The organism is Carboxydothermus hydrogenoformans Z-2901 (genome assembly GCF_000012865.1).
In the GTDB taxonomy this organism is placed as follows: Bacteria; Bacillota; Z-2901; order Carboxydothermales; family Carboxydothermaceae; genus Carboxydothermus; species Carboxydothermus hydrogenoformans.
Window position 1 is genome coordinate 1 of the sequence record NC_007503.1, and the last position, 22,287, is coordinate 22,287.

Annotated in this window: 27 protein-coding genes; 20 read left to right on the plus strand and 7 right to left on the minus strand. The window is 42.0% G+C overall.

Annotation, left to right across the window (positions count from 1 at the left end):
- Window positions 1-224 precede the first annotated feature (224 nt).
- The 13 genes from rpmH to CHY_RS00060 all read left to right on the plus strand — a co-directional run bounded on the left by rpmH (window position 225) and on the right by CHY_RS00060 (window position 11,430).
- The gene (rpmH, locus tag CHY_RS00005; RefSeq protein WP_011342949.1) at window positions 225-359 is read left to right on the plus strand and encodes a 50S ribosomal protein L34; all 135 of its coding nucleotides are present in this window, start codon (window positions 225-227) and stop codon (window positions 357-359) included.
- Between the two features lie 66 nt (window positions 360-425).
- On the plus strand, window positions 426-776 hold the full coding sequence (gene rnpA / locus CHY_RS00010) for a ribonuclease P protein component (protein WP_011342950.1): 351 nt from the start codon (window positions 426-428) through the stop codon (window positions 774-776).
- The gene (yidD, locus tag CHY_RS12935) at window positions 769-996 is read left to right on the plus strand and encodes a membrane protein insertion efficiency factor YidD (RefSeq protein WP_011342951.1); all 228 of its coding nucleotides are present in this window, start codon (window positions 769-771) and stop codon (window positions 994-996) included. The genes rnpA and yidD overlap by 8 nt, the downstream gene beginning before the upstream one ends.
- Before the next feature lie 7 nt (window positions 997-1,003).
- Window positions 1,004-1,675, plus strand: a complete 672-nt coding sequence (locus tag CHY_RS00015; RefSeq protein WP_011342952.1) for a YidC/Oxa1 family membrane protein insertase — start codon at window positions 1,004-1,006, stop codon at window positions 1,673-1,675.
- Window positions 1,662-2,282 (plus strand): RNA-binding cell elongation regulator Jag/EloR, encoded by a 621-nt coding sequence (gene jag / locus CHY_RS00020; protein ID WP_011342953.1) that lies wholly within the window; start codon window positions 1,662-1,664, stop codon window positions 2,280-2,282. Before CHY_RS00015 ends, jag begins: the two co-directional genes overlap by 14 nt.
- Window positions 2,283-2,358: 76 nt before the next feature.
- Window positions 2,359-3,744 carry a tRNA uridine-5-carboxymethylaminomethyl(34) synthesis GTPase MnmE gene (mnmE, locus tag CHY_RS00025; protein ID WP_011342954.1) on the plus strand — a complete coding sequence of 462 codons (1,386 nt, stop codon included), beginning with the start codon at window positions 2,359-2,361 and terminating at the stop codon, window positions 3,742-3,744.
- Between the two features lie 9 nt (window positions 3,745-3,753).
- Window positions 3,754-5,649 (plus strand): tRNA uridine-5-carboxymethylaminomethyl(34) synthesis enzyme MnmG, encoded by a 1,896-nt coding sequence (gene mnmG, locus CHY_RS00030; RefSeq protein WP_011342955.1) that lies wholly within the window; start codon window positions 3,754-3,756, stop codon window positions 5,647-5,649.
- Window positions 5,633-6,340, plus strand: a complete 708-nt coding sequence (gene rsmG / locus CHY_RS00035) for a 16S rRNA (guanine(527)-N(7))-methyltransferase RsmG (RefSeq protein ID WP_011342956.1) — start codon at window positions 5,633-5,635, stop codon at window positions 6,338-6,340. The genes mnmG and rsmG overlap by 17 nt, the downstream gene beginning before the upstream one ends.
- Window positions 6,341-6,482: 142 nt before the next feature.
- Complete coding sequence (locus CHY_RS00040) at window positions 6,483-7,247, plus strand: ParA family protein (protein WP_011342957.1); 765 nt, start codon at window positions 6,483-6,485, stop codon at window positions 7,245-7,247.
- Window positions 7,237-8,097: a ParB/RepB/Spo0J family partition protein gene (locus tag CHY_RS00045; RefSeq protein WP_011342958.1), complete on the plus strand. Its 861-nt coding sequence runs from the start codon at window positions 7,237-7,239 to the stop codon at window positions 8,095-8,097. Before CHY_RS00040 ends, CHY_RS00045 begins: the two co-directional genes overlap by 11 nt.
- Window positions 8,098-8,126: 29 nt before the next feature.
- The gene (locus CHY_RS00050) at window positions 8,127-9,278 is read left to right on the plus strand and encodes an aminotransferase class V-fold PLP-dependent enzyme (RefSeq protein WP_011342959.1); all 1,152 of its coding nucleotides are present in this window, start codon (window positions 8,127-8,129) and stop codon (window positions 9,276-9,278) included.
- A 192-nt stretch (window positions 9,279-9,470) separates the two neighbouring features.
- Window positions 9,471-10,502, plus strand: coding sequence for a YeiH family protein (locus CHY_RS00055; protein WP_011342960.1), 1,032 nt, complete (start codon window positions 9,471-9,473; stop codon window positions 10,500-10,502).
- 34 nt (window positions 10,503-10,536) lie between these two features.
- Window positions 10,537-11,430, plus strand: a complete 894-nt coding sequence (locus tag CHY_RS00060; RefSeq protein ID WP_011342961.1) for a selenium metabolism-associated LysR family transcriptional regulator — start codon at window positions 10,537-10,539, stop codon at window positions 11,428-11,430.
- 47 nt (window positions 11,431-11,477) lie between these two features.
- On the opposite strand, the gene larC is transcribed toward CHY_RS00060, so the two are convergent.
- The 3 genes from larC to larE are packed head-to-tail and all read right to left on the minus strand — an operon-like array spanning window position 11,478 to window position 14,196.
- Window positions 11,478-12,644, minus strand: a complete 1,167-nt coding sequence (larC, locus tag CHY_RS00065; protein WP_011342962.1) for a nickel pincer cofactor biosynthesis protein LarC — start codon at window positions 12,642-12,644, stop codon at window positions 11,478-11,480.
- Between the two features lies 1 nt (window position 12,645).
- Entirely contained in the window at window positions 12,646-13,392 is a 747-nt protein-coding gene (larB, locus tag CHY_RS00070; protein WP_011342963.1) for a nickel pincer cofactor biosynthesis protein LarB, read from the minus strand.
- Window positions 13,393-14,196 carry an ATP-dependent sacrificial sulfur transferase LarE gene (gene larE / locus CHY_RS00075; RefSeq protein ID WP_011342964.1) on the minus strand — a complete coding sequence of 268 codons (804 nt, stop codon included), beginning with the start codon at window positions 14,194-14,196 and terminating at the stop codon, window positions 13,393-13,395.
- 80 nt (window positions 14,197-14,276) lie between these two features.
- Between larE and CHY_RS00080 the strand changes: the two genes are divergently transcribed.
- From CHY_RS00080 to CHY_RS00090, 3 genes are read left to right on the plus strand one after another with little or no spacing between them, the layout of a single operon-like run.
- Entirely contained in the window at window positions 14,277-14,771 is a 495-nt protein-coding gene (locus tag CHY_RS00080; RefSeq protein WP_011342965.1) for a DUF4446 family protein, read from the plus strand.
- Between the two features lies 1 nt (window position 14,772).
- Window positions 14,773-15,411 carry a phosphoribosyltransferase gene (locus CHY_RS00085; RefSeq protein WP_011342966.1) on the plus strand — a complete coding sequence of 213 codons (639 nt, stop codon included), beginning with the start codon at window positions 14,773-14,775 and terminating at the stop codon, window positions 15,409-15,411.
- A 46-nt stretch (window positions 15,412-15,457) separates the two neighbouring features.
- Window positions 15,458-15,694, plus strand: coding sequence for a YkuS family protein (locus CHY_RS00090; RefSeq protein WP_011342967.1), 237 nt, complete (start codon window positions 15,458-15,460; stop codon window positions 15,692-15,694).
- Here the strand turns inward: CHY_RS00090 and yyaC are convergent.
- Window positions 15,615-16,205 (minus strand): spore protease YyaC, encoded by a 591-nt coding sequence (gene yyaC, locus CHY_RS00095; protein ID WP_011342968.1) that lies wholly within the window; start codon window positions 16,203-16,205, stop codon window positions 15,615-15,617. The two genes, CHY_RS00090 and yyaC, sit on opposite strands and share 80 nt — an antisense overlap.
- A 95-nt stretch (window positions 16,206-16,300) precedes the next feature.
- On the opposite strand from yyaC, the gene CHY_RS00100 reads away from it, so the two are divergent.
- The 4 genes from CHY_RS00100 to CHY_RS00115 all read left to right on the plus strand — a co-directional run bounded on the left by CHY_RS00100 (window position 16,301) and on the right by CHY_RS00115 (window position 19,796).
- Window positions 16,301-17,302 (plus strand): YkvI family membrane protein, encoded by a 1,002-nt coding sequence (locus CHY_RS00100; RefSeq protein WP_041537588.1) that lies wholly within the window; start codon window positions 16,301-16,303, stop codon window positions 17,300-17,302.
- Window positions 17,303-17,311: 9 nt separating this feature from the next.
- On the plus strand, window positions 17,312-17,863 hold the full coding sequence (locus CHY_RS00105) for a CvpA family protein (protein WP_011342970.1): 552 nt from the start codon (window positions 17,312-17,314) through the stop codon (window positions 17,861-17,863).
- On the plus strand, window positions 17,854-19,245 hold the full coding sequence (locus CHY_RS00110) for an aminopeptidase (protein ID WP_011342971.1): 1,392 nt from the start codon (window positions 17,854-17,856) through the stop codon (window positions 19,243-19,245). Before CHY_RS00105 ends, CHY_RS00110 begins: the two co-directional genes overlap by 10 nt.
- Before the next feature lie 134 nt (window positions 19,246-19,379).
- Complete coding sequence (locus CHY_RS00115) at window positions 19,380-19,796, plus strand: secondary thiamine-phosphate synthase enzyme YjbQ (RefSeq protein WP_011342972.1); 417 nt, start codon at window positions 19,380-19,382, stop codon at window positions 19,794-19,796.
- A 1-nt stretch (window position 19,797) separates the two neighbouring features.
- Here the strand turns inward: CHY_RS00115 and ligD are convergent, their stop codons facing one another.
- From ligD to CHY_RS00130, 3 genes are read right to left on the minus strand one after another with little or no spacing between them, the layout of a single operon-like run.
- Window positions 19,798-20,679, minus strand: a complete 882-nt coding sequence (gene ligD / locus CHY_RS00120; protein ID WP_011342973.1) for a non-homologous end-joining DNA ligase — start codon at window positions 20,677-20,679, stop codon at window positions 19,798-19,800.
- Window positions 20,666-21,490, minus strand: coding sequence for a hypothetical protein (locus CHY_RS00125; RefSeq protein ID WP_041537589.1), 825 nt, complete (start codon window positions 21,488-21,490; stop codon window positions 20,666-20,668). The genes ligD and CHY_RS00125 overlap by 14 nt, the downstream gene beginning before the upstream one ends.
- A gap of 3 nt (window positions 21,491-21,493) precedes the next feature.
- A complete protein-coding gene (locus CHY_RS00130) occupies window positions 21,494-22,279 on the minus strand; it encodes a Ku protein (protein ID WP_011342975.1) in 786 nt (261 codons plus the stop codon).
- Window positions 22,280-22,287 lie beyond the last annotated feature (8 nt).

A 22,287-nucleotide genomic window follows, 5' to 3' on the forward strand; every position in this document is an offset into this window, starting at 1 on the left:
AACCTGAAAAAAGTGTGAAAAAAATTTTGTGGATTTGTGGATAAAACAAGGTTTTTGCTAATTTTTGCTAATAAAAAAAATTTATAAAGAGATTCGTGAAAGCAAAGATTGTGGATAACGAAAAACTCAAGAAAAATTTCTTGACGGGTCTTATCCCATCTTCTATAATTTAGGTGTATCTATAGGGGATATAGGCTTTTTTAGATAGATTAGGAGGTGTGAAAATGAAAAGAACCTACCAACCAAAAAACCGGCGGCGTAAAAGAGTGCACGGCTTCTTAAAGCGGATGCGGACCCCAGGCGGGCGAAATGTAATTAAAAGACGGCGGCTTAAAGGTAGAAAAAGACTTACTGCATAAAGGCCCAACGGGCCTTTATTCTGTATAAGCTTCTCGAATTTGGGAAATCCTTTTAAAAGATGTGCTATGAATAAATGCCGGTTTCTTTCTAAAAACGAAGAATACCGTAATATTTATCAAAATGGCCGTTCCATCGCATCCCGCTACTTTGTTGTTTATTATCTAAAAAATGAGGATGAGAAAAAACTGCCCTCTTTTGGAATTTCGGTAAGTAAAAAAATTGGTAAAGCAGTTGTTCGAAACCGTTTGCGGAGAAGATTAAAAGAAGCTTTAAAAAGGCTTTGCTTTGAATTTTTGCCCGGCTATGATTATGTAATTATACCTCGGTTATCCTTTAAAAATGATGAATTTTCTGTGATTTTAGAACAGCTGTTATATATAATTAAATTAATGAAGCGGTCGATCGATAATGCGTAAAATTATCTTACTTCTTATTCGCTTTTATCAGAAATTTGTATCTCCTATATTAGGCAGTAATTGTCGTTTTTACCCTTCTTGTTCCCAGTATACATATGAAGCTATCGAGCGGTATGGAGTTATCTACGGAAGTTACCTGGGAATTAAAAGAATCCTACGCTGTCATCCTTTTACTCCCGGAGGCTACGATCCGGTACCCGAGAAAAAGCTAAGGAGGTAAAAATGTTTTGCAGCCATTAATTGATGCTATAACCTGGATTTTAAATAACCTTTATTTGTTTACCAAAAGCATAGGAATACCGAGTTATGCCCTGGCTATTATCATGCTTACTATTTTGATAAAAATTATCTTATATCCTTTAAATCATGCTCAAATGAAGTCGATGAAAGTCATGCAAGAACTGCAGCCCAAAATGCAGGAAATTCAAAAAAAATATAAAAATGATCCGCAAAAACAGCAGCAGGCTTTAATGGAACTTTATAAAGAATACGGGGTTAACCCGATGTCCGGTTGTTTACCGATGTTAATTCAATTACCTATTTTAATTGCATTATACCGTGCTCTTTACAATTTTAAGTATTTAAATCCGGCTCATGCTAAATTTTTCTGGATTGCCAATATAAGTCACAAAGACCCGTATTTTATTTTGCCGATACTGGCTGCTCTTACCACTTACATCCAGAGTAGAATGACTATGACATCGGGCAATGACCCCAACCAAAAAGTTATGCTTTATGTTATGCCGCTAATGATTGGCTGGATTGCTATGTCGTTGCCGGCGGGATTGGGTATTTACTGGGTGGTATTAAATATCATGGGCATTATTCAGCAGTATTTCGTCAATCAAAGCACCCACAAGATTGTTGAAAGGGGTACCAAAGAAAATGCGGGAGATTGAGGTTACCGGCAAGACTGTTGAGGAAGCGGTAAGTTTGGGTTTAGAGCAGCTCGGGGTAGATCGATCGCTCGTTGAGATTGAAATTTTGGAGCAACCTTCCAAAGGTATTCTGGGTCTTTTTGGACAGAAACCGGCTAAGGTAAAGCTTACTATTAAAAGTAAGGTTATGGAAAAGGCCAGAAAATTTTTGGATGATGTTATTTCGGCCATGGGTGTTAACGTTGGTTACGAAGTATTAGAGAGGGACGATCATCTTTTAATTAACCTCTATGGCAGTGATGTTGGTATATTAATTGGGTACCGGGGAGAAACTTTGGATGCGTTGCAATATATAACTAATTTAGCTGCCAATAAAAATGAAATAACTCCCCGGCGGATTATTTTAGATGCCCAGGGTTATCGCGAACGACGGGAAAAAACTTTAATCCGCCTTGCTGAAAAAGTGGCGGAAAAGGTTCGGCAAAAAGGACGTCCTTTTGCTTTAGAACCTATGACCCCGCAGGAGAGACGAATCATCCACACCGCTTTACAAAATTTTGAAGGGGTTTATACCTACAGTGAAGGCGAAGACCCAAATCGTAAAGTAATAATAGCACCTAAAAGATAGGCAGGTTTAACACCTGCCTTTTTTCATCGATTAAATATTGTTATAATTTTTTAAAAAGCTTTTAGGAGTGAAGGAAATGATGGAAGATACCATCGCTGCCATTTCCACCCCTTTGGGGGAAGGAGGCATTGGAATCGTAAGGGTTAGCGGTCCGGGCGCGATTGAAGCTGTAAAAAATGTTTTTATACCTCGACAAAGCAAAGATTTGTCTAAAGTTCCAAGCTTTACTCTACATTATGGAAAAATCGTTGACCCTGCTGACGGCAAAATCGTTGATGAGGTTTTGGTATCGGTTATGCGGGCCCCTAAAAGCTATACCGGTGAAGACGTGGTAGAAATAAACTGTCACGGCGGTATTGTGGCGGTGGAAAAAGTTTTAGAACTTATTTTAAAACAAGGAATACGTTTAGCCGAACCCGGTGAATTTACCAAAAGGGCTTTTTTAAATGGACGCATCGATTTATCCCAGGCCGAAGCGGTTATAGATATTATCCGGGCCAAGACCGAAGCAAGTTTGAAGCTTGCGGGACGACAACTTTCTGGCGAACTTCGGGAAAAAATAAATGCTGTACGGCAAAAAATAATCAACATTTTGGCTTTCATTGAAGTAAGCATTGACTATCCGGAATACGAGTTTGATGAAGTAACTCCCGAAACTGCCCTTAAAAACATCGATGAAATAATAAACGATGTCCGAAGACTTCTTTCTTCCTATGAACGGGGACGGATTTTAAGAGAAGGTATTACCGCCGTTATAGCCGGAAAACCCAATGTGGGTAAATCGTCTTTATTAAATGCTTTATTACGGAAAAAAAGGGCAATAGTTACCGATATACCCGGCACTACCCGGGACGTGATTGAAGATTATTTAAATTTAAAAGGCATTCCGGTTAAAATCGTCGATACCGCGGGTATCCGGGAAACGGAAGATTTAGTGGAAAAACTTGGAGTAGAAAAGACCCGGGAGTATTTAAATCAGGCGGATGTGACGTTATTTGTTGTCGACGTTAGTATTGGGATTGATGAAGATGATGAGAAGATTTTAAGTTTAATTAATAAAGATAAAAGCTTGTTGGTCATCAATAAAATTGACTTGCTGCAGGGTAAGGTAAATTTTGAGCAATATGCAGTAAAAACAGGTATTAAAAATTTCGTTCCTTTTTCAGCCAGGAACTTTGAAGGTCTGGAAATTTTGGAAAATAAGCTTTACGAAATTCTCATTCCCGAGCAGGAAGGAGAAGGTGAATCCGCTTTAATTTCCAACCTTCGCCATAAAAATTACCTGGAAAAAGCTTTAAATTCGTTATTAAGTGCCAAGGAAAGTATAGCTTCTGGCGAGCCGGTAGATCTTGTGGCCATTGATTTAAACGAGGCCTTAAGGGAATTAGGGGCAATTACCGGCGATGCTCTCGGTGATGAGATCATAAACGAAATATTTTCCCAATTTTGTGTTGGAAAGTAGGGGTGTGAAATGGAATATCATGCTGGCGATTATGATGTTATTGTAGTGGGAGCCGGTCATGCTGGGGTGGAAGCGGCCCTGGCCTCTGCCCGTATGGGACTTAAAACATTGCTTTTAACTTTGTCCCTGGATAACGTGGCTTTAATGCCCTGCAATCCTGCCGTTGGTGGTCCCGCAAAAGGTGTGGTGGTTCGGGAAGTGGATGCTTTAGGCGGAGAAATGGGAATTAACACCGACAAAACTTATATTCAAATACGGATGCTTAATACCGGAAAAGGACCGGCGGTTCGTACTTTGCGGGCGCAAGCGGATAAAAGACGTTACCAGGAGGAAATGAAAAAAACCATTGAACGTCAGGAAAACCTTTACTTAAAACAGGCAGAAACCATCAAAATCTTGGTCGAAGGGGAAAAAGTTCGGGGCGTCCTCACTCGAACCGGGGCTGTTTTTACTTCGCGAGCGGTTGTCGTTACCTCCGGGACTTATTTAAATTCCCGGATTATTATTGGAGATGTCCACTATCCTTCCGGACCGGCGGGATTTCCTTACGCAAGTCTCCTGTCAAAAAGTCTGGCCGATTTAGGATTTAAGCTTGGGCGTTTTAAAACCGGAACTCCTGCCCGGGTTGATAAAAGAACCGTTGATTTTTCAAAAATGATTGAACAACCGGGCGATGACCGGCCTCTTTATTTTTCTTATATGAGCGAAGGAATAAAGCGACCTAATGTATCCTGCTGGCTTACCTACACCAATTTAGAAACTCATACGATTATCTTAGAAAATTTGCACCGTTCCCCTCTTTATTCGGGGGAAATTAAAGGAGTTGGTCCCCGGTATTGTCCCTCAATTGAAGATAAGGTTGTACGTTTTTCCGATAAACCCAGACATCAGGTGTTTTTAGAGCCGGAAGGTCTTGATACCTATGAAATGTATGTCCAGGGAATGTCTACAAGCCTTCCCGAAGACTTGCAGATAAAAATGCTAAGAACCCTTCCCGGCCTTGAACGGGTGGAAATAATGCGCCCTGCTTATGCGATCGAGTATGACTATATTGATCCGACTCAGTTAAAGTTAACCTTAGAAGCAAAACACATTCAAGGACTTTTCTTTGCCGGGCAAATTAACGGGACTTCCGGTTACGAAGAAGCTGCCGGTCAGGGGATAGTCGCCGGAATTAATGCTGCTTTGTACGTTAAAGAAAAAGAACCGTTTATCCTCAAAAGATCTGAAGCTTACATCGGGGTCATGATTGATGATCTTGTAACCAAGGGTGTTACTGATCCCTACCGCCTTTTAACTTCCCGAGCGGAATATCGACTACTTTTGCGCCATGATAATGCTGATCTCCGCCTCACCGAAAAAGGTTATAAAATTGGCCTTGTTACCGAAGAGCGGTGGCGAAAGTTCAATGAGCGGGTCGAGAAAATCAATAAATTGATGGAGTTTTTGGAAGAGAACCAGGTAACTCCTACAAAAAGAAATCTTGAAATAATGGAGGAATACGGTACCTCTCCGCCCAAACACGGGATTTCCGGTAAAGAGTTTTTGAGGCGTCCGGAAATTAACATGGAAGCAATCGAAAAAATTTTTGCCATCGATGGGCAGTTTCCCGATGATGTAAAAGAACAGGTGGAAATCTTAGTAAAATATGAAGGATACATCGAAAAACAACTGAAGGAAATCGAGCGCTTTAATAAATACGAAGGTAAAAAATTACCTCCCGATTTTGATTACAGCAAGGTAAAAGGTTTATCTGCGGAGGCGGTCCAAAAACTTAATGCTATAAAACCGGAAAATATTGGGCAGGCTTCGCGGGTTTCCGGGGTAACTCCAGCCGATATTTCGGTGCTATTAATTTATTTAGAGAGTAGAAAAAGTGAGGATAACAATGGAAGCGAAGCTTAAAACTTTTTTTGCCGAGTTTGGACTGTCAATTGAAAAGGAAAAAATCCAGCTTTTTGAACGGTATTATCGCTTATTAATATCTGAAAATGAAAAATACAACTTAACAGCGGTAACCGGTGAAGATGAGGTTATCGTAAAGCATTTTCTTGATAGTACTGCTGTTCTAATTTACCGTGATCTAACGGATTTAAACGCGGTGGATATTGGAACCGGTGCCGGTTTTCCCGGAATTCCCTTAAAAATTATGGTTCCGGGTTTAAAACTACTGCTTTTGGATTCTTTAAAAAAACGTTGTCTGTTTCTTGAAAGGGTTGTGCGGGAACTAAATTTAACGAACGTAACGGTAATAAACGAGCGCGCGGAAAACCTTGGACGGCAAAAGCCGTTTCGGGAACTTTTTGATGTAACCTTTTCCCGGGCTGTTGCTGAGGTTAGAGTCTTACTGGAGTTTCATGCTCCACTTTTACGCCTGGGGGGAGAAACTATACTGTTCAAAGGTCCCGGGGTCGATGAAGAATTAAAAAAAGCAGAAAAGGCAGCAAAACAACTGGGCATGGAGTTAAAAGATGTATATTACTACCGCCTTCCGGGTAACTTTGGAGAGCGCTCACTGGTGGTTTATAAAAAATTGCAAAATACTCCGGAAAATTATCCTCGGCGTCCGGGTATTCCGGAAAAGAGACCTTTATAACTATAAATGTTTCACGTGAAACTTCCGATTGGTCTCAAGATGTATTTTTAAGAAAAATTTAATGTTTCACGTGAAACATCAAGAAACATTCCCAAAATTATGTTAAAATATGTTTAGTTAAGTTTTACAGCGGGAGGATAATATGGGAAAGATTATTGCCGTTGCCAACCAAAAAGGTGGCGTAGCCAAAACTACTACAGCAATAAATCTGGGGGCAGCCCTGGCATTAGCAGGGAAAAAAGTCCTTCTGGTGGATACCGACCCCCAGGCAAACATGACCAGTGGTCTGGGTTTTCCCAAGGAAGGATTGCCGGTAACAATATATGACATGCTGGTGGATGGCTTTAAGGAAGAAGGGGTTTTAGAAACGGAAATTTCCGGGCTATATCTTATTCCGTCTACGGTGGAATTGGCCGGTGCTGAAATTGAACTGGTTATGCTTGAAGAAAGGGAGCTTCGCCTAAAAAAAGTGTTGCATCCCTTAAAAGATAAATACGATTACACTTTAATTGATAGCCCGCCATCTTTGGGCCTTATTACCTTAAACGGTCTGGCAGCGGCAGATACCATCCTCATTCCCATTCAGTGCGAGTATTATGCTTTAGAGGGAGTAACCCAGTTAATAAATACAATTGACCTAGTAAAAAAACGTTTAAACCCGGATTTAAAAATTGAAGGGGTATTACTTACAATGTTTGACGGTCGGACCAACCTGTCGATTCAGGTAGTAGAAGAGGTAAAGGGATTTTTCAAGGGTTTAGTTTACGGTACGGTAATCCCGCGCAATGTCCGTTTATCGGAGGCGCCGAGCTACGGCAAGCCCATTTTCTTATATGATCCAAAGTGCCGCGGAGCGGAAGTATATCATGAACTTGCCAAGGAAGTGATGGAAAGAAATGAAAAATAAAAAAGGTTTGGGTCGAGGGTTAAATGCTTTGATTCCCGAGGGAAAAATAAATTTAGAGCGGGAAAATGGTCTTGTGGAAATTAATGTTGAAAAAATAGTACCCAATCCCAAGCAGCCCCGTACGATTTTTAGCGAGGAAGCTTTAAAGGAGCTGGCCGAGTCAATTCAAAAGCACGGGGTTTTACAGCCAATCGTTGTCCGAAAAATCGCCGAAGATAAATATGAATTGGTGGCGGGAGAACGTCGCTGGCGGGCAGCGCAGTTAGCCGGCTTAAAACAAATTCCAGCGGTGGTAAAAGATTTTAGCGATGAAGAAGCAACGGTGGTTGCCCTGATGGAAAATCTCCAACGGGAAGATTTAAATCCTCTGGAGCAGGCCAAAGCATTAAAGCGTCTTATCGAGGAGTTTGGTTTAACCCAGGAAGAGGTCGCTGAGAACCTGGCTAAATCCCGCACGTACGTTACGAATCTTTTACGCCTGTTAAATCTCCCTCCGGTAATTCAGGAAATGGTGGAGAAAGGGGAATTGACATACGGCCATGCCCGCACGTTATTGGCTTTAGACGATCCCCTTAAAATGAGTGAAGTTGCCCGGGAAATTATCAAGGAGGGACTTTCGGTACGGGCAACGGAAGAATTGGTGAAAAAAATAAAAAATAGTCCTGAGGTAAAAGTAAGAACCAAACGACAGGTAGCTCCTGAAATCCAGGAAATTGAAGACAAATTGCGAGCCTTTTTTGCAACCAAGGTTGAAATAAAAAGTACAGCTAAAGGGCGGGGAAAAATCACCATAGAATACTATTCGCCGGAGGAGTTGCAGCGGATTCTTGATTTATTGTATATCGAATAAACTCCAGTAAGTTAAAAGAGGTGGAAAAAGTGCCCACGATTTACTTTGACAACAGTGCCACAACCTACCCCAAACCCCCGGAAGTACTGGAAGCAATGATTTATTTTGCCGAAAAAGTAGGGGCAAATCCCGGAAGAGGAAGTCACCAAAGGGCTTTAAAAGCCTCCCAAATAATCCTCGAAGCCCGCGAAGCGGTAAAAAAACTAATCAATGGAGTTTCGGCGGACCGGGTAATTTTTACCGCCAATGCCACGGAAAGCTTAAACTTGGCCTTAAAAGGCCTTCTTCAAGCGGGAGATCATGTCATAGCGTCGCCCTTTGAGCATAATGCGGTTCAGCGTCCTTTAAACCGCTTACGCCGGGAAGGAGTTGAGGTGAGTTACTTATCATCGTCACCTGCGGGAGAAATCGACCCGGACGAAATAAAAAAGCTTTTAAAGCCCAATACCCGGGCTGTGGTCGTAACCCATGCGTCAAATGTTTTGGGGTGCATCACACCGGTGGCGGAAGTGGGAAAGATCTGCAGGGAAGCGGGAGTTGCATTAATTGTGGATGCGGCGCAATCCCTGGGAACGATTCCGGTGGATGTCCAGAGCTATAACATTTCCCTGCTGGCTTTTACCGGTCATAAAGGATTATACGGTCCTCAGGGGACCGGCGGGCTTTACATTGCTCCGGAATGGGAAAAAGTTTTAAAAACCCTGAAGGAAGGCGGTACCGGCGGGCATTCGGAGGAAGAGCTACCGCCGGAAATTTTGCCTGATAAATACGAAAGTGGTACCCTCAATACGATTGGTATTGCAGGACTAAAAGCCGGGGTGGAGTTTGTTTTAAAGATAGGTGTGGAGAAAATTTTTCAACATGAAAAGAAACTGACCCGGAAACTTTATCAGGGGTTAAAGGAGCTGGGAGCGGAAATTTTGGGTCCGGATCCGGAAAACGACCGGGCACCGCTTGTGTCTTTTAATTTTCCCGGGGCCGATGCGGCAACGGTAAGCTTTATGTTAGATAAGCTTTACGATATAGCTACCCGGCCCGGACTTCATTGTGCTCCAAAAGCCCATGAAGTTGCCGGCACTTTAGACCGGGGAGCCGTACGGGCAAGCTTTTCGTATTTTAATACCGAAGAAGAAGTAGAGGAATTTTTAGAGGCAATAAAGGAGATAAAAGATGAATTATAAATTGAGCCAAATTTTTTGGCTCTTTTTTTATTTGCCCCTTAGTTTAATGCCCAGAAAATCGAAAACGGAATACTTATAAGTTTTACTTATAAAATTCATTGTTACTTGATATTTCTGCTGGCGCCATTAATATGATATTCTAATGGCTGTAAACTCAATTCCCCGGGGAAAAATTTTAAGAGGGGGTAGCGTATGTCGCAGGAAGCCATAGTATTGATAAATAAAAAAAATAAATCTTTTAATATGGTACGGGGCTTAACATTAACCCTAACTTTAACCCTACTGGCCCGGCAGTTAAGCAGCCTTCCCCTTTTTTCCGTTATGGGAACCATGGTAATCGCCATCCTTTTAGGCATTTCCTGGCGTGCGGTGCTGGGGGTGCCTCGAATAGCCAACGAAGGTATCGATTTTGCGGCCAAAAAGTTGTTAAGACTTGGTGTGATTCTAATGGGCATCCGCCTGGATTTCAATATGATAATTGCCTCCGGACCTCGAATTATTTTAATTGATGCCTTGGTCATAGTTTTTACAATTACCCTGTTCTGGTGGCTTGGTAAGCGTTTTTCCCTGAACAAACGCTTGACCGCTCTTCTCGGGGTAGGCACCGCTGTATGCGGGGCAGCGGCCATTGCTGCGGTAGCGCCCCTGGTGCATGCCGATGATAATGAGACAGCTATATCGGTAGGTATTGTTGCTTTGCTTGGTACCCTGGGTGCCTTGGTTTATACCCTGCTCCAACCCTTTTTACCCTTAAGCCCCTATGCGTACGGGGTGCTTACCGGTTCTACCTTGCATGAAGTGGCTCATGTGGTAGCGGCTTCTATGGCGGGAGGAAAGGAAAGTTCCGAAATTGCAATCCTGGTAAAATTAGGTCGGGTAGCACTGCTAATTCCCGTGGCCATGGTTATGGGTTATCTTTTTAACAAAAAACACCGAGGGTCTTCGCAGCAACACTCCAGGCAATTACCCATTCCCTGGTTTGTCTTCGGTTTCTTCGGTTTTAGTTTGGTAAATACCTTTAACCTCCTGACACCTGCGATGGAACAGTTTATCCTGCAGGTAAGCATTTTTCTCCTGACGATGGCTATGGCTGGACTTGGCCTGCACGTGAGGCTACAAACTTTCAGGCGGGTAGGGGGTGGCTCGCTGCTGGTGGGTGTGATCGGATCTCTGGCATTAGCCCTGTTTGGCTGGGGATTGCTGATATTATTTTCAATTACTTAAGCCTTAAAAAATAATGCAAAAAGGAGGTTCCTTTTTGAACCGAAATCAGCTGGAAATTTTCCGGGTGGTGGCGGAAAAGAAAAGTTTTTCTGAAGCTGCTCGCTTACTGCATATTTCTCAGCCTGCCATTAGTATGCATATCCAGGCTTTAGAAGAATATTATGGGACAAAGCTTCTTGACAGGACCACTAAGCGGGTTACCCTCACCCCGGCAGGAGAAATTCTCTATAAGTACACCCTGCACCTGTTATCCCTAATGGACAAAGCTCAACGGGATATTAGCCAGGCTGCTGGTATCATTAAGGGCAAGCTTATTTTGGGGGCGAGTTTAACCATCGGGGGTCATGTTTTACCCCCGCTGCTTAGCTCCTTTTACCGAAAATACCCGGATGTAAATATTACCATGGAAATAATGAATACCGAAAAGGTGCTGGAACGGGTAAGCGATCTTACGTTAGATCTGGGTTTTGTAGAGGGAGAGGTAACCACCGGAGAACTTCACGTGGAAGCTTTAGCCCGGGATGAACTGGTAGTAGTGGTAGCGGCCAACCATCCTCTTGCTGGACGCGGGCGGATTTCCTGGGAGGAATTAGCAACATTACCTCTGGTAATGCGGGAACCCGGTTCCGGTACCCGGAAGGTGATAGAAGAGCGACTGCAGGCAGCTGGCTTTAAACTGCCGGAACTAAAAATAGTAATGGAACTGGGCAGCACCGAGGCAATAAAGGGAGCAGTCGAAGCGGGATTAGGAGCGGCTATCCTTTCAAAGTGGACGGTAAGGCGGGAGATTAACTGGGGGATATTTAAGCAGCTTCTGATAGAAAATTTACCGATTTACCGGGAATTTTATGTAGTTTTAAATAATAATAAGTTTCACTCGCCGGCGACCCAGGCCCTGATTCAATTCTGCCGGGAGCATCTATCGTAGGTTTAAAGCTACCAAAAAGGAGCCGGAATACGGCTCCTTTTTAGCAATTAACTTTTAAACTGCTTCTGCCAAACGGCCAGAGCTTCCTCATAAACTTCCCGAAAGGAAACTTTAAATTCTTGAGCTGCTTTTTGGCATACCTCAAATTCCGGATGAACGGAAATAACCCTGCCTTGATAGCGACCAATTTTTACCGGAATCAAACCGTAGCGGGTATTTAGCTGAATTATTTCTCGTTCGGCTTCATAGCGTTCTATCGTTTGTCTTCTTATCCCCAGACTTCCCGTTTCGGAAAAGATAATTTCGGCAAATTTTTCTTCGTCAGCTTCCGAACAAAGTACCGAAAGGATAACCCCCGGGCGGTTTTTCTTCATTTGAATTGGAGTAATAAATACATCCAAAGCGCCTTCGCGCAAGAGCCGGTTAAAAATAAATCCTAAAGCTTCGGGGGAGAGATGGTCAATATTGGTTTCCAAAAGAACTACTGTTTTTGCTTTTACCGGACTTCCGGCGAATAAAATTCCCCGCAGTAAATTAGGATAAAGAAAATCCCTGCTTCCGGCACCATAGCCGGTTTTTAAAATACTTCCCGAAGGCGGAACCTGTTCCGTTTTTTGTACCAGGGTCCGGTAAAGGGCAGCTCCGGTAGGGGTTACCAGTTCCCCTTCTACCGGTGCGGGAGTTACCGGAATACCGGTCAAAAGTTCCAAGGTGGCCGGAGCCGGCAGGGGGATGGGACCGTGAGCGGAGTTTACAAACCCCCGGGAAAGGGGTAACGGTGAGGCGATTACCGTATCTACCTCTAAAAGATAAACTCCAAGAATACTACCACAAATATCAACAATGGCATCGACCGCCCCTACTTCATGAAAATGAACTTTATCAATAGTGGTACCGTGAATTTTTGCTTCTGCTTCTGCTAAAAGTTTAAAAGCGTACTTGCTTTTATCCTTTACCTCAGAGGGAAGGGAACTTTTTTCGATAATTTCGTATATATCGTTTAAATGACGGTGGTGATGGGGCTTTGGATATAACACCGAAACTTTTTTTCCGGAAATGCCGTTTTTTTGAACGGTTTTAACGTCTAAAAAAAACTCCAGGGGCAATGTATTTAAAAGATTAAGAAACTTTTCCACGTTAACTCCCAGGTCCAAAAGAAGGCCCAACATCATATCTCCGGAAATTCCCATAAAACAATCGAGATACAGCAACATTTTACTTCTCCTTTAAGCCCAAAATTGAAATTGCTAAAGCGGCTGCTCCAAAGCCGTTATCGATGTTAACTACTCCGATTCCCGGAGCACAACTGTTTAACATCGTTAAAAGAGCGGAAAGTCCCTGAAAGTTGGCACCGTAGCCAACCGAAGTAGGGACGGCAATAACCGGACAGGAGACAAGCCCGGCAACTACCGAAGGCAACGCTCCTTCCATACCTGCTACCGCTATAATAACATCGGCCTTTCGTATTAAGTCAATACTGGCAAATAAGCGGTGAATGCCAGCAACACCGGCATCAAAAAGAGTTAGCGGTTTAAATCCGGCAAACTTGAGGGTTTCCTCTGCTTCCAAAGCTACCGGAAGATCCGAAGTACCGGCGGTGATGATAAGAGGATTACCGGGCCGAGGCTTTCCCTCCTGGTAGTAGGCAGCGGTTTTAGCCCGTTCATTGTAAGTAGCCGCGGGAATAAGTTTTTTAATTGCTTCATAATGGTCTTTACTTACCCTGGTGGCTAAAAAGCGACCGTGACGCTCATAAAGTTTTTGGGCAATGAGGGCCGTTTCCTCCGGCGTTTTATTTTGAGCAAAAATTACTTCGGCAAACTCCGTCCGCTTTTCCCGGTGAAAATCAACCCGGGCAAAACCCAGGTCTTCAAAAAACTCGTTCCGCAAAATTTCTAAAGCTTTAGCGGCAGTAATTTTTCCCGTTTCGACCTCTTTTAAAACATTATAAAGATCTTGCATTTACCGCGCCTCCAAAACTTCATTCATACTGCCGGTACGGTATCCCTGGAGATCAAGGCAAACATATTTAAAGCCCAGCTCGTGAAAATGATTAAGAATTTCCGTACGCTTTTCGACAGCCAAAGACAGCTCTTCAGGGTCCAACTCGATTCGGGCAACGGGGTCGTGAAAGCGAACCCTGACGATATTAAAGCCCAGATCCTTTAAATATTTTTCCCCTGAATAAATTTTTCGCAAACTTTCCTTCGTAATTTTCGTATGGTAAGGAAAACGGGAGGCAAGGCAGGCTTCTGCCGGCTTATTCCAGTTGGGAAGCCCCATTTCCCGGGCAAAACGGCGGATTTCTTCTTTGGTAAACCCGGCTTCCCGTAAAGGGGAACGGACCCCAAGTTCGGCAATTGCCCGGTGCCCGGGGCGATAGTCGTTGTTATCGTCTAAATTTGCTCCATCAACGACATAGTTAAAATTTAATTGTTCTTTTAATTCAATAAGTTTGGTAAAAAGGTTTTTCTTGCAGTAATAACACCGGTCCGGGGGATTATTGACAAAGTTGGGATCCGAAAATTCATCGGTATAAACCTTCAGTAATTTAACTTCAAGCATCTTTGCTATATTTTCTGCTTCTAAAAGTTCGTCGGGCTTATAAGTATCGGAAATGCCCACGGCGGCTACCACTTTATCTCCCAAGACATCTCTGGCAACTTTTAAAAGAAAACTGCTGTCAACTCCTCCGGAAAACGCTACCACAACCGACTCCATTTCGGTTAAAATAGAAGTAAGTTTTGTGAGCTTCTGCTGCGCCATACCGCACCTCCGGTTTGTTATTAATTAATTGTAGCAAATTTTCAAGACAAAAAAAACCAAGAATTACGGAGGGATTTAAAATGCTAAATTTTACAGCTGTAATGCGGCCGGAAGTAATTTTAGGCGCATTTGGTTTAAATTTAATATTTTTTCTTTTGCTGCTTAACTTATATATAAAAACGGTTAAACTAAGACGGGAACTAAAGGATTTACTTAAAGGAAACTCCGGACAAAATCTGGAAAATATTTTACTGGATTTAGCCCGGAATAATGAGGTACTAAAAGGGGAAGTTACAAACTTAAAAAAGTATACCGAAGAATTAAACCAAAGGCTTTTAGTGGCAGTGCAAAAAGTAGGAATGGTACGTTATAAAGCTTTACCGGACCTGGGCTCAGAGTTAAGCTTTTCGGTGGCGTTTTTAGATGCCAACAATAATGGGGTTGTAATTACCAGTCTTTACGGGCGGGAGCAGTGTCTGGTGTATGGAAAACCGGTGGAACGGGGTATTTCCACCTATCCGTTAACGGAAGAGGAACAAAAGGCAATTCGCAAAGCGATGGAAGAAGGGAGATAATATGTATTTTAAAGACCGGGAGGATGCAGGTCGGGTTTGCGCTGCAAAATTATGGCAGGAAGGTATTAACGGAGATGTTATTGCTGCAATACCCCGGGGGGGAGTGGTAGTAGCTGCACCAATAGCTGAAAAATTAAAGATCCCCTTAAAACTTATCTTACCCAAAAAGATTGGGGCTCCGCATAATGAAGAGGTAGCAATTGGGGCAGTTACTGCGGATGGTTCGCTGGCTTTAAATGAAGAATACATAAGCTTACTGGGTCTTTCACCGGAAGTTGTAGGGAAACAAATAAAAAAAGCCCAGCAAAAAATCAAAGAAATGCAAAATATATACAATATGGATTATATAAACTACGACTATACAAATAAAAATGTCCTTTTGGTGGATGATGGTTTAGCTACTGGTTTTACCGTCTTAGCGGCGGGCTTGTCTTTAAAAAAGAGAGGTGCAAACTCAATTACTGTGGTGGTACCGGTGGCAAGTGCTGAAGCGATTTCGTTACTGAAAAATCACGGCTTTATGGTATTTTCCTTAATAGTACCGGAAGATTTTTACGCTGTTGGGCAGTTTTACAAAGATTTCCGGCCGGTGGAAACCGAGGAAGTTTTAGCGCTTCTTGCTAAGAATTATTCAGGATAAGCAGAGAGAAAATTGAAAAAAATAAGCTCACCGGGAGGTGAGTTTAATGAAAAAGGTTGCGGTGGAGCAAGGACTCAGTAACTTACATGAAATACTCAGAGAATCAGGTTATCAAGTGGTGGACCCAAGACAGGAGCAACGGGTGGATGCCTTTGTGGTTTCGGGAGTTAAAAATAACCTTATGGGTATGCAAGATACCAACACTAAAGCTCCGGTAATAAACGCCAGTGGCCGTTTCCCTGAAGAAATTGTAAATGTTCTGCGGGAGAAAATTGGTGACTAAGCTCGATTAAGACCTCGCTTAAAAAGCGAGCCATGGCCATTACCGTTGAGAGACGGGTGTTTTGCAGCACCATGAATTCCATAAAACCACCAACATTAACCACCCCGGTGAGACTTAAATCTCCTACCGGGGGTAATTTTTTATTTAAGGCAGCTCCTGGGTTTAGAGGACCGTCTTTTAAAACTATTTGTCCAACGCTGTTTAATGACCCCAAGGAAGCGTCCACAGCAATGAGAAAGGGATTTTTATATTGATGATAAATATTTTTTAAAGTTTCTTCTAAGTTTACCGCATGAACCGGTTCTTCTAAACAACCGTAAACATGAAAAAAATTTATCCGGGCGTTTTTTAAAAAGCTTCCCACTAAAGGGCCAAAAGCATCGCCGGTGGAACGATCGGTACCTATACACAAAATTACCACCGGTCGATTTAAAGCTTTTCGCAGAATTTCCCGACTTATTGCTGTTTTTAAAAGTTTTTTATCTTCAGGGTTTTGAAAATAAAACTTCAACTTCCTGCCCTCCCTCCGTCTTGTTACTATAATATCCAGATAAAGGAAAAATTATACTGTTTTTGCATAAAATTTAGTAGTACACGGGGAGGGTGATGGTTATTTGGTTAAAACTTGGAATGATTATTATAGGTAGTTTGGTAGGGGCAGGTTTTGCATCAGGTCAGGAGATCATGTTATTTTTTAATCGTTACGGAGAAAAAGGTTTTTTGGGAATAGTTTTAACCGGGGGGTTATTGAGTTTTTTTTCCTGGGGAACATTAAAGGTGAGCCATAATTTAAAACTAAAAAATTACCGGGAATTAATTGAGTTAAGCTTAAGTTCCCGTTATCAGTTTTTAGCGGATTTCGCTTTTACCGCGGTTTTATTTGGGGGATTAGGGGTAATGCTTTCGGCCAGCGGGGCAATTTTTCACGAATATTTTAACCTTCCGGGTCTCTTTGGTATTGGCTTTTTGCTTTTAATTGTTCTCTTAACGGGTCAAAAACAACTGCTTGGTTTATATTATATAAACATAATCTTAACTCCCCTCTTGGTGATTTTTTTGATAGTAATTTCCTGTAAAGAATTAAGTGCGTTTAAGTATGTTGCGGCAGAAAACCATTGGCTGCAAAACTGGCTATCGGCAGCAATTATCTATGCTTCGTATAATATTTTGCTTTTGGGGTCGGTTTTGGTGCCACTGGGGCGGGAAATGAAAGCTGCTGATATTATAGGAGGAGTAATTTTTGGAACAATACTTTTTTGGTTGTTAGCGGGGTTAATCTATTTTGCCTTGGCCGCTAACTATCCCGACGTCCTTAAATATCAGGTACCATTGTTGTATTTGGCAGGTAAAAAGCATTTTGTTTCTTATTGGCTCTTTGGAATTTGTATTTGGCTTGCAGTGGCCACCACTGCAGTTTCCGATGGAGTGGCTTTGGCCCTTCGACTACCCAAAAGCCGAAGATTACTTTTTTTTGTATATTTTTTGAGTTTTTTAGTTGCCTTAATACCCTTTCAGTACCTGGTGAAATATCTTTATCCCCTTTTTGGCTATGCCGGTTTTTTATTTTTATATTGTTTGTTAAAATTATTAATAGGAATAAAATGGTAGGTGGTTAGTATGAGCTTCAATACCCTTGATTATTTACTGCTGGGATTGTTTTTATTTTTATTATTTAAAGGAAGCCGGGAAGGAATTTTGGGACTTCCGGTAAAAATTACTGCCCTTGCAGGTGGGGTCATAGTTTCATTTTTATGGGGGGACATGCTGTTTCCCAAAGTTATTCCTGCTTTTTTACCCTATCTTCCGCAAAGCCTGAAAAATCAGTACTTACCGGTGTTTTTTAAAGGGGTTTTATTTTTAGTAACGGCAGTCTTAATCTGGAAAGCCGGGGGAAGTATAAGACGGGGTCTTAGAAAAACTCCATTAGGAATTATAGATTCTCTTTTGGGAATTTTTTATAATGGAGTGAAAGGGGTTATTTTTTTAGTGGTGTTATCTCTTATTTTAATACCGTTGGCAGGGGTTTTGATTAAGACTTCTCTTGGGGGAGAGATTAAAGACTTTTTAAGTTTGGTTCAAAATTCTCTGGTTTTAAATTACTTCTTTACCTTAGTTAAAGATGGCATTTCAACCTTTACAGGAATAAAGGAGGCTAAGCTATGGATTTAATGTTAAAACGGGAAAATATTTTTTCCAACACAAAAGACCAAAATCCAATCTACCTGTTTAATAGGGAGTATCTTGATTTTTTAAGCGGTTGTAAAACCGAACGGAAAGTAGCAAGTTACATAGTGGAAGAGGCTCAAAAACGCGGGTTTACGAATCTTGAAGAGGCTTTAAAGGAGGAAAGAACATTAAAACCCGGAGATAAAGTTTATCTTTTCTTTAAAAACAAAGCGGTGCTTTTAGCGGTAATCGGGGAAAAGCCTTTAAGAGAAGGTTTTAATTTAGTTGCATCTCATTTAGACGTACCGAGGCTTGATTTAAAACCGCAGCCTCTCTATGAAAAAGATGGCTTTGTTCTGTTAAAAACTCACTACTACGGTGGAATTAAAAAATACCAGTGGGTAACAAGGCCTTTAGCTCTTTGGGGTACGGTAGTTTTGAAAGGCGGAAAAGTTTTAGATATAAAATACGGAGAAGACGAAAACGAGGGAGTTTTAACGATTACCGATTTACTACCTCATCTTGCTAAAGACCAGATGGAGAAAAAAATAAGAGAAGCCATTACCGGGGAAGATTTAAATGCGCTTACCGGAAATATTCCGGACCAGGAGGCCAAGGAAAATAAAATTAAAACTTATATCCTAAAACTTCTCCACGACCGCTTTGGTATAACTGAAGAAGATTTAATTACTGCGGAACTATCACTGGTACCGGCAGGTCCAGCCCGGGAAGTGGGTTTGGACCGGAGCATGGTTGGCGGTTTTGGCCAGGACGACCGGGTGTGCGTATTTACTTCTTTAAAGGCAATTTTGGAAGTAGAAGCACCGGTAAAAACTGCAATAGCTTTATTTATGGATAGAGAAGAAATCGGCTCCATGGGCAACACCGGCATGCAAAGTAAGTTTTTAGAAAATGCTATCTTAAAGCTTTTGGTAGCTCAGGGAGAAAAAGACGAACTTATGCTTAGGCTTTCGTTAGAAAATGCCCGGGCGCTATCGGCGGATGTGACTGCTGCGGTAGACCCGACCTTTGAAGGGGTTTTAGAAAAAAATAACGCAGCCCAGATTAATTACGGCATTGTTTTGACCAAATATACCGGTTCCGGCGGCAAGTACGGTACCAGCGAAGCATCGGCCGAGTTTATGCGGGAGATAATAGATTTATTTAATCAGGAAGGAATTCGCTGGCAAACCGGGGAACTGGGCAAAGTGGACCAGGGCGGTGGCGGTACCGTAGCCCAGTTTTTAGCAAATCTCGGGATGGAAGTATTGGATGCGGGAGTTGCTTTATTATCGATGCACTCTCCCTTTGAAGTAGCCGGTAAAGCCGATATTTATGAAGCTTACCGGGCGTATAAAGCATTTTTGAGTGGTGGTAAGTCGTAGGAATTTAAAAGTGGTAAGTCGTAGGTGTTAAGTGGTCGGTCAATAATAAGGGTAACCCAAGAGGTAGGGGCAACTCCTGTTGCCCATTGTGATGTGTGAATAAACTCTGCCAAGAAGGAGGGGGCAGGTGAAAATTGAAAAGCTATAGAAAGGAACTCTGGTTTAACCTTCCGACCCGCCGGGGTTTTGTCAACATTACCCCGGACGTAGAAAAATGCGTAAAGGAATCGGGAATTAAAGAAGGCCTTTGCCTGGTGAACGCCATGCACATTACCGCTTCGGTATTTATCAACGACGATGAACCGGGACTGCACCACGATTTTGAAGTATGGTTAGAACAGCTTGCACCGGAAAAACCTTATGAACGCTACCGGCATAACGGTTTTGAGGATAACGCCGATGCCCATTTGAAAAGAACTATTATGGGCCGGGAAGTCGTGGTAGCGGTTACCGAAGGTAAGCTTGACCTTGGGCCCTGGGAGCAAATTTTTTACGGGGAGTTTGACGGGAAACGGAAAAAAAGGGTTTTGGTGAAAATTATCGGGGAATGACCTACATAAGCTCCAATAACGGCTTAATATCATAGCGGCGGCGGTGGAAATTACTCCACAGGTCGCCGTATTTTTTTACCCGCTCCCAGATAGTTTTGATATTAAACTCGGCAGGGGAGATCTCCCCTTTTGTTACTTCTTCCCACAAAAGAGGGGTGGATACCGGAGCTTTTGGTAGGGGCCGAAGACTGTAGGGAAAGACCATAGTGCGTCCCCGGGAATTTTGAAGATAGTCAAGGTATACTTTGCCTGTTCGCTTTTTAATTACCCGCTCCAAAGTTACCTTTTCGGGATAAGCTTTTAAAATTAACCGGCAAAGATTAAAAGCTGCCCGGGTGGTGTCTTTAAAACCGTACTTTGGTTCTATGGGGACAAAAAGATGCATACCTTCTTTGCCGGAGGTTTTGGGCCAGGCCTCAAGGCCAAGTTTTAAAAGGACCTCCCGTAAAAGAAGGGCTACAGGAAGGCAATCCTGAAACGAAAGTGGAGGTTCGGGATCTAAATCAAAAACCAAAATATCCGGATTTTCTATCTGGGGTACTTCTGAAAGCCAGCAGTGAAGCTCGATTACTCCCTGATTTACAAGCCATAAAAGGGCTTCTTTATGTGCTACATAGGGGTAGTTTACCCATTTCTTTTCTTTTTCGTGCCAGATAGCTACTTTATTTAAAAAATTAGGAGCATAGGCGGGAATTTCTTTTTGGTAAAAGCTTTTTCCGGCAATTCCGTCAGGAAAGCGGTTCATCACAAAGGGGCGGTTACTGATATAGGGAAGGATGTGATCAGCCATTAAGTAGTAGTAAGCAATAACATCTTTTTTAAAAATTAGATCCGCAGGATAAAAAAGTTTATCGGGATTGGTAATGATTTTACTTAAATCCATGGTTACCTCCCTTGGCCGGAGAAAACCCCACAATTTTGGGATGGCGAAGTCCCCCAGGGGTTTTTTCAAGATATTGAATACTAACCTCTAAAAGAGGATAAAGGATGATTTCCCGGGGGTTTTTTTCTTTAACTATGGGGGTAAGCAGATTTAAAAGGTCGTTTTGTCCCCAAAAAGGGATTTTATAGCTTTTATTAGCTTTTTGGTCAAAAACCATTAAGCTTTCCACCTTCCCCTGTTTTAAGAAAACTTTTGTTAAAAGAAAATTTTCTTTGGTATAATTTTTTATTTTAAGCCAGAGGGCGGTACGTTTTCCCGGGTAATAAAAAGAAGAAATTTTTTTGGCAACTATCCCTTCGTAATTTTCCAAAGCTGCCTTATTAAAAAAATCTATTCCCTTTTCAAGTACGTACGGAGCAATTTTAAAAGGCGGTGGTAGGTCTTTTAAAAAGCTTTTGCGCTCAAGAAGAGGTGTGGCTAAAAGACTTTTTCCGGAAAATCTTAAAACATCAAAAATTACTAAAAAAATATTTTCTTCCTTTTTCGAAAACCCCAGAAGTTTGGAAAAACTTCCCTTCTTACCCTCCCCCCAGATAATTTCTCCGTCCAGAACGGTATCTTGCGGAAAAAATGTTTTTACTTCGGTCAATTGAGGAAAAGAAAGGGCTAAATTTTTACCGTTTCGGGAAATTAATTTAACCTCTTTTTCAATAAAAACAAGGCAGCGGAAACCATCCCATTTATATTCAAAAAGCCAGGACCCATCATCAAAGGGAGCTTCCCTTTCTTCTAAAAGCATGGGTTTAAACAAAGCTTATGCACCAACTTTTTCTCCGGTAATTTTTTCTAAAGACAAACGAAGAGCTTCGGTTAAATCAATAACTTTTGCCGGAACTTTTTCTTCGGGAATGACAATAGCTTCGTGCTGGATTTTCTTTTCAATTACCTCCATTAAAGCTTCCCGGTAAGTATCTTTATATTTTTCGGGATTAAAAGGAGTGGTTAAAGAATCAATTAACATTTTGGCCATAGAAAGCTCCCGTTCCTCCACCGGAATTTCCTCAGGTATTTCCAATATTTCAAACTTACGAATTTCGTCGGGATAGAAAATGGTGGAAACGGTTAAAACCTGTTCTTTAAAAACCCGCACCATGGCGATATTTTCCTTAGTTCTTAAAACCATCTTTGCGATGGCAATTTTCTTGCTATCCTTTAAAGCCTGCATTAACAAGGCATAAGGCTTTTCTCCGCCTTCGGAAGGTGTTAAGTAATAGCTTTTTTGCAAGTAAATAGGGTCCACTTCGGCTAAGTTTACAAAATCCAAAATTTCAATTTTTCGCCCTTTTAACTTCGGTAAAGCTTCAAGCTCTTCTTCGGTAAAAGTGACAAACTGTCCTTTAGAAAATTCATACCCTTTGGTAATTTCCTCCGGGCTAACTTCACGGTTGCATACGGCACAGAACTTTTTATAATGAATTGGCCCGCCGCAGTTTTGGTGAATAAGGGAAAAAGAGATGCTTTTAGATTCGGTTGCAGGATAAAGTTTTACCGGAATGGATACTAGACCAAAGGCGATAAAACCCTTCCAGATTGGCCGCATAAAATCCG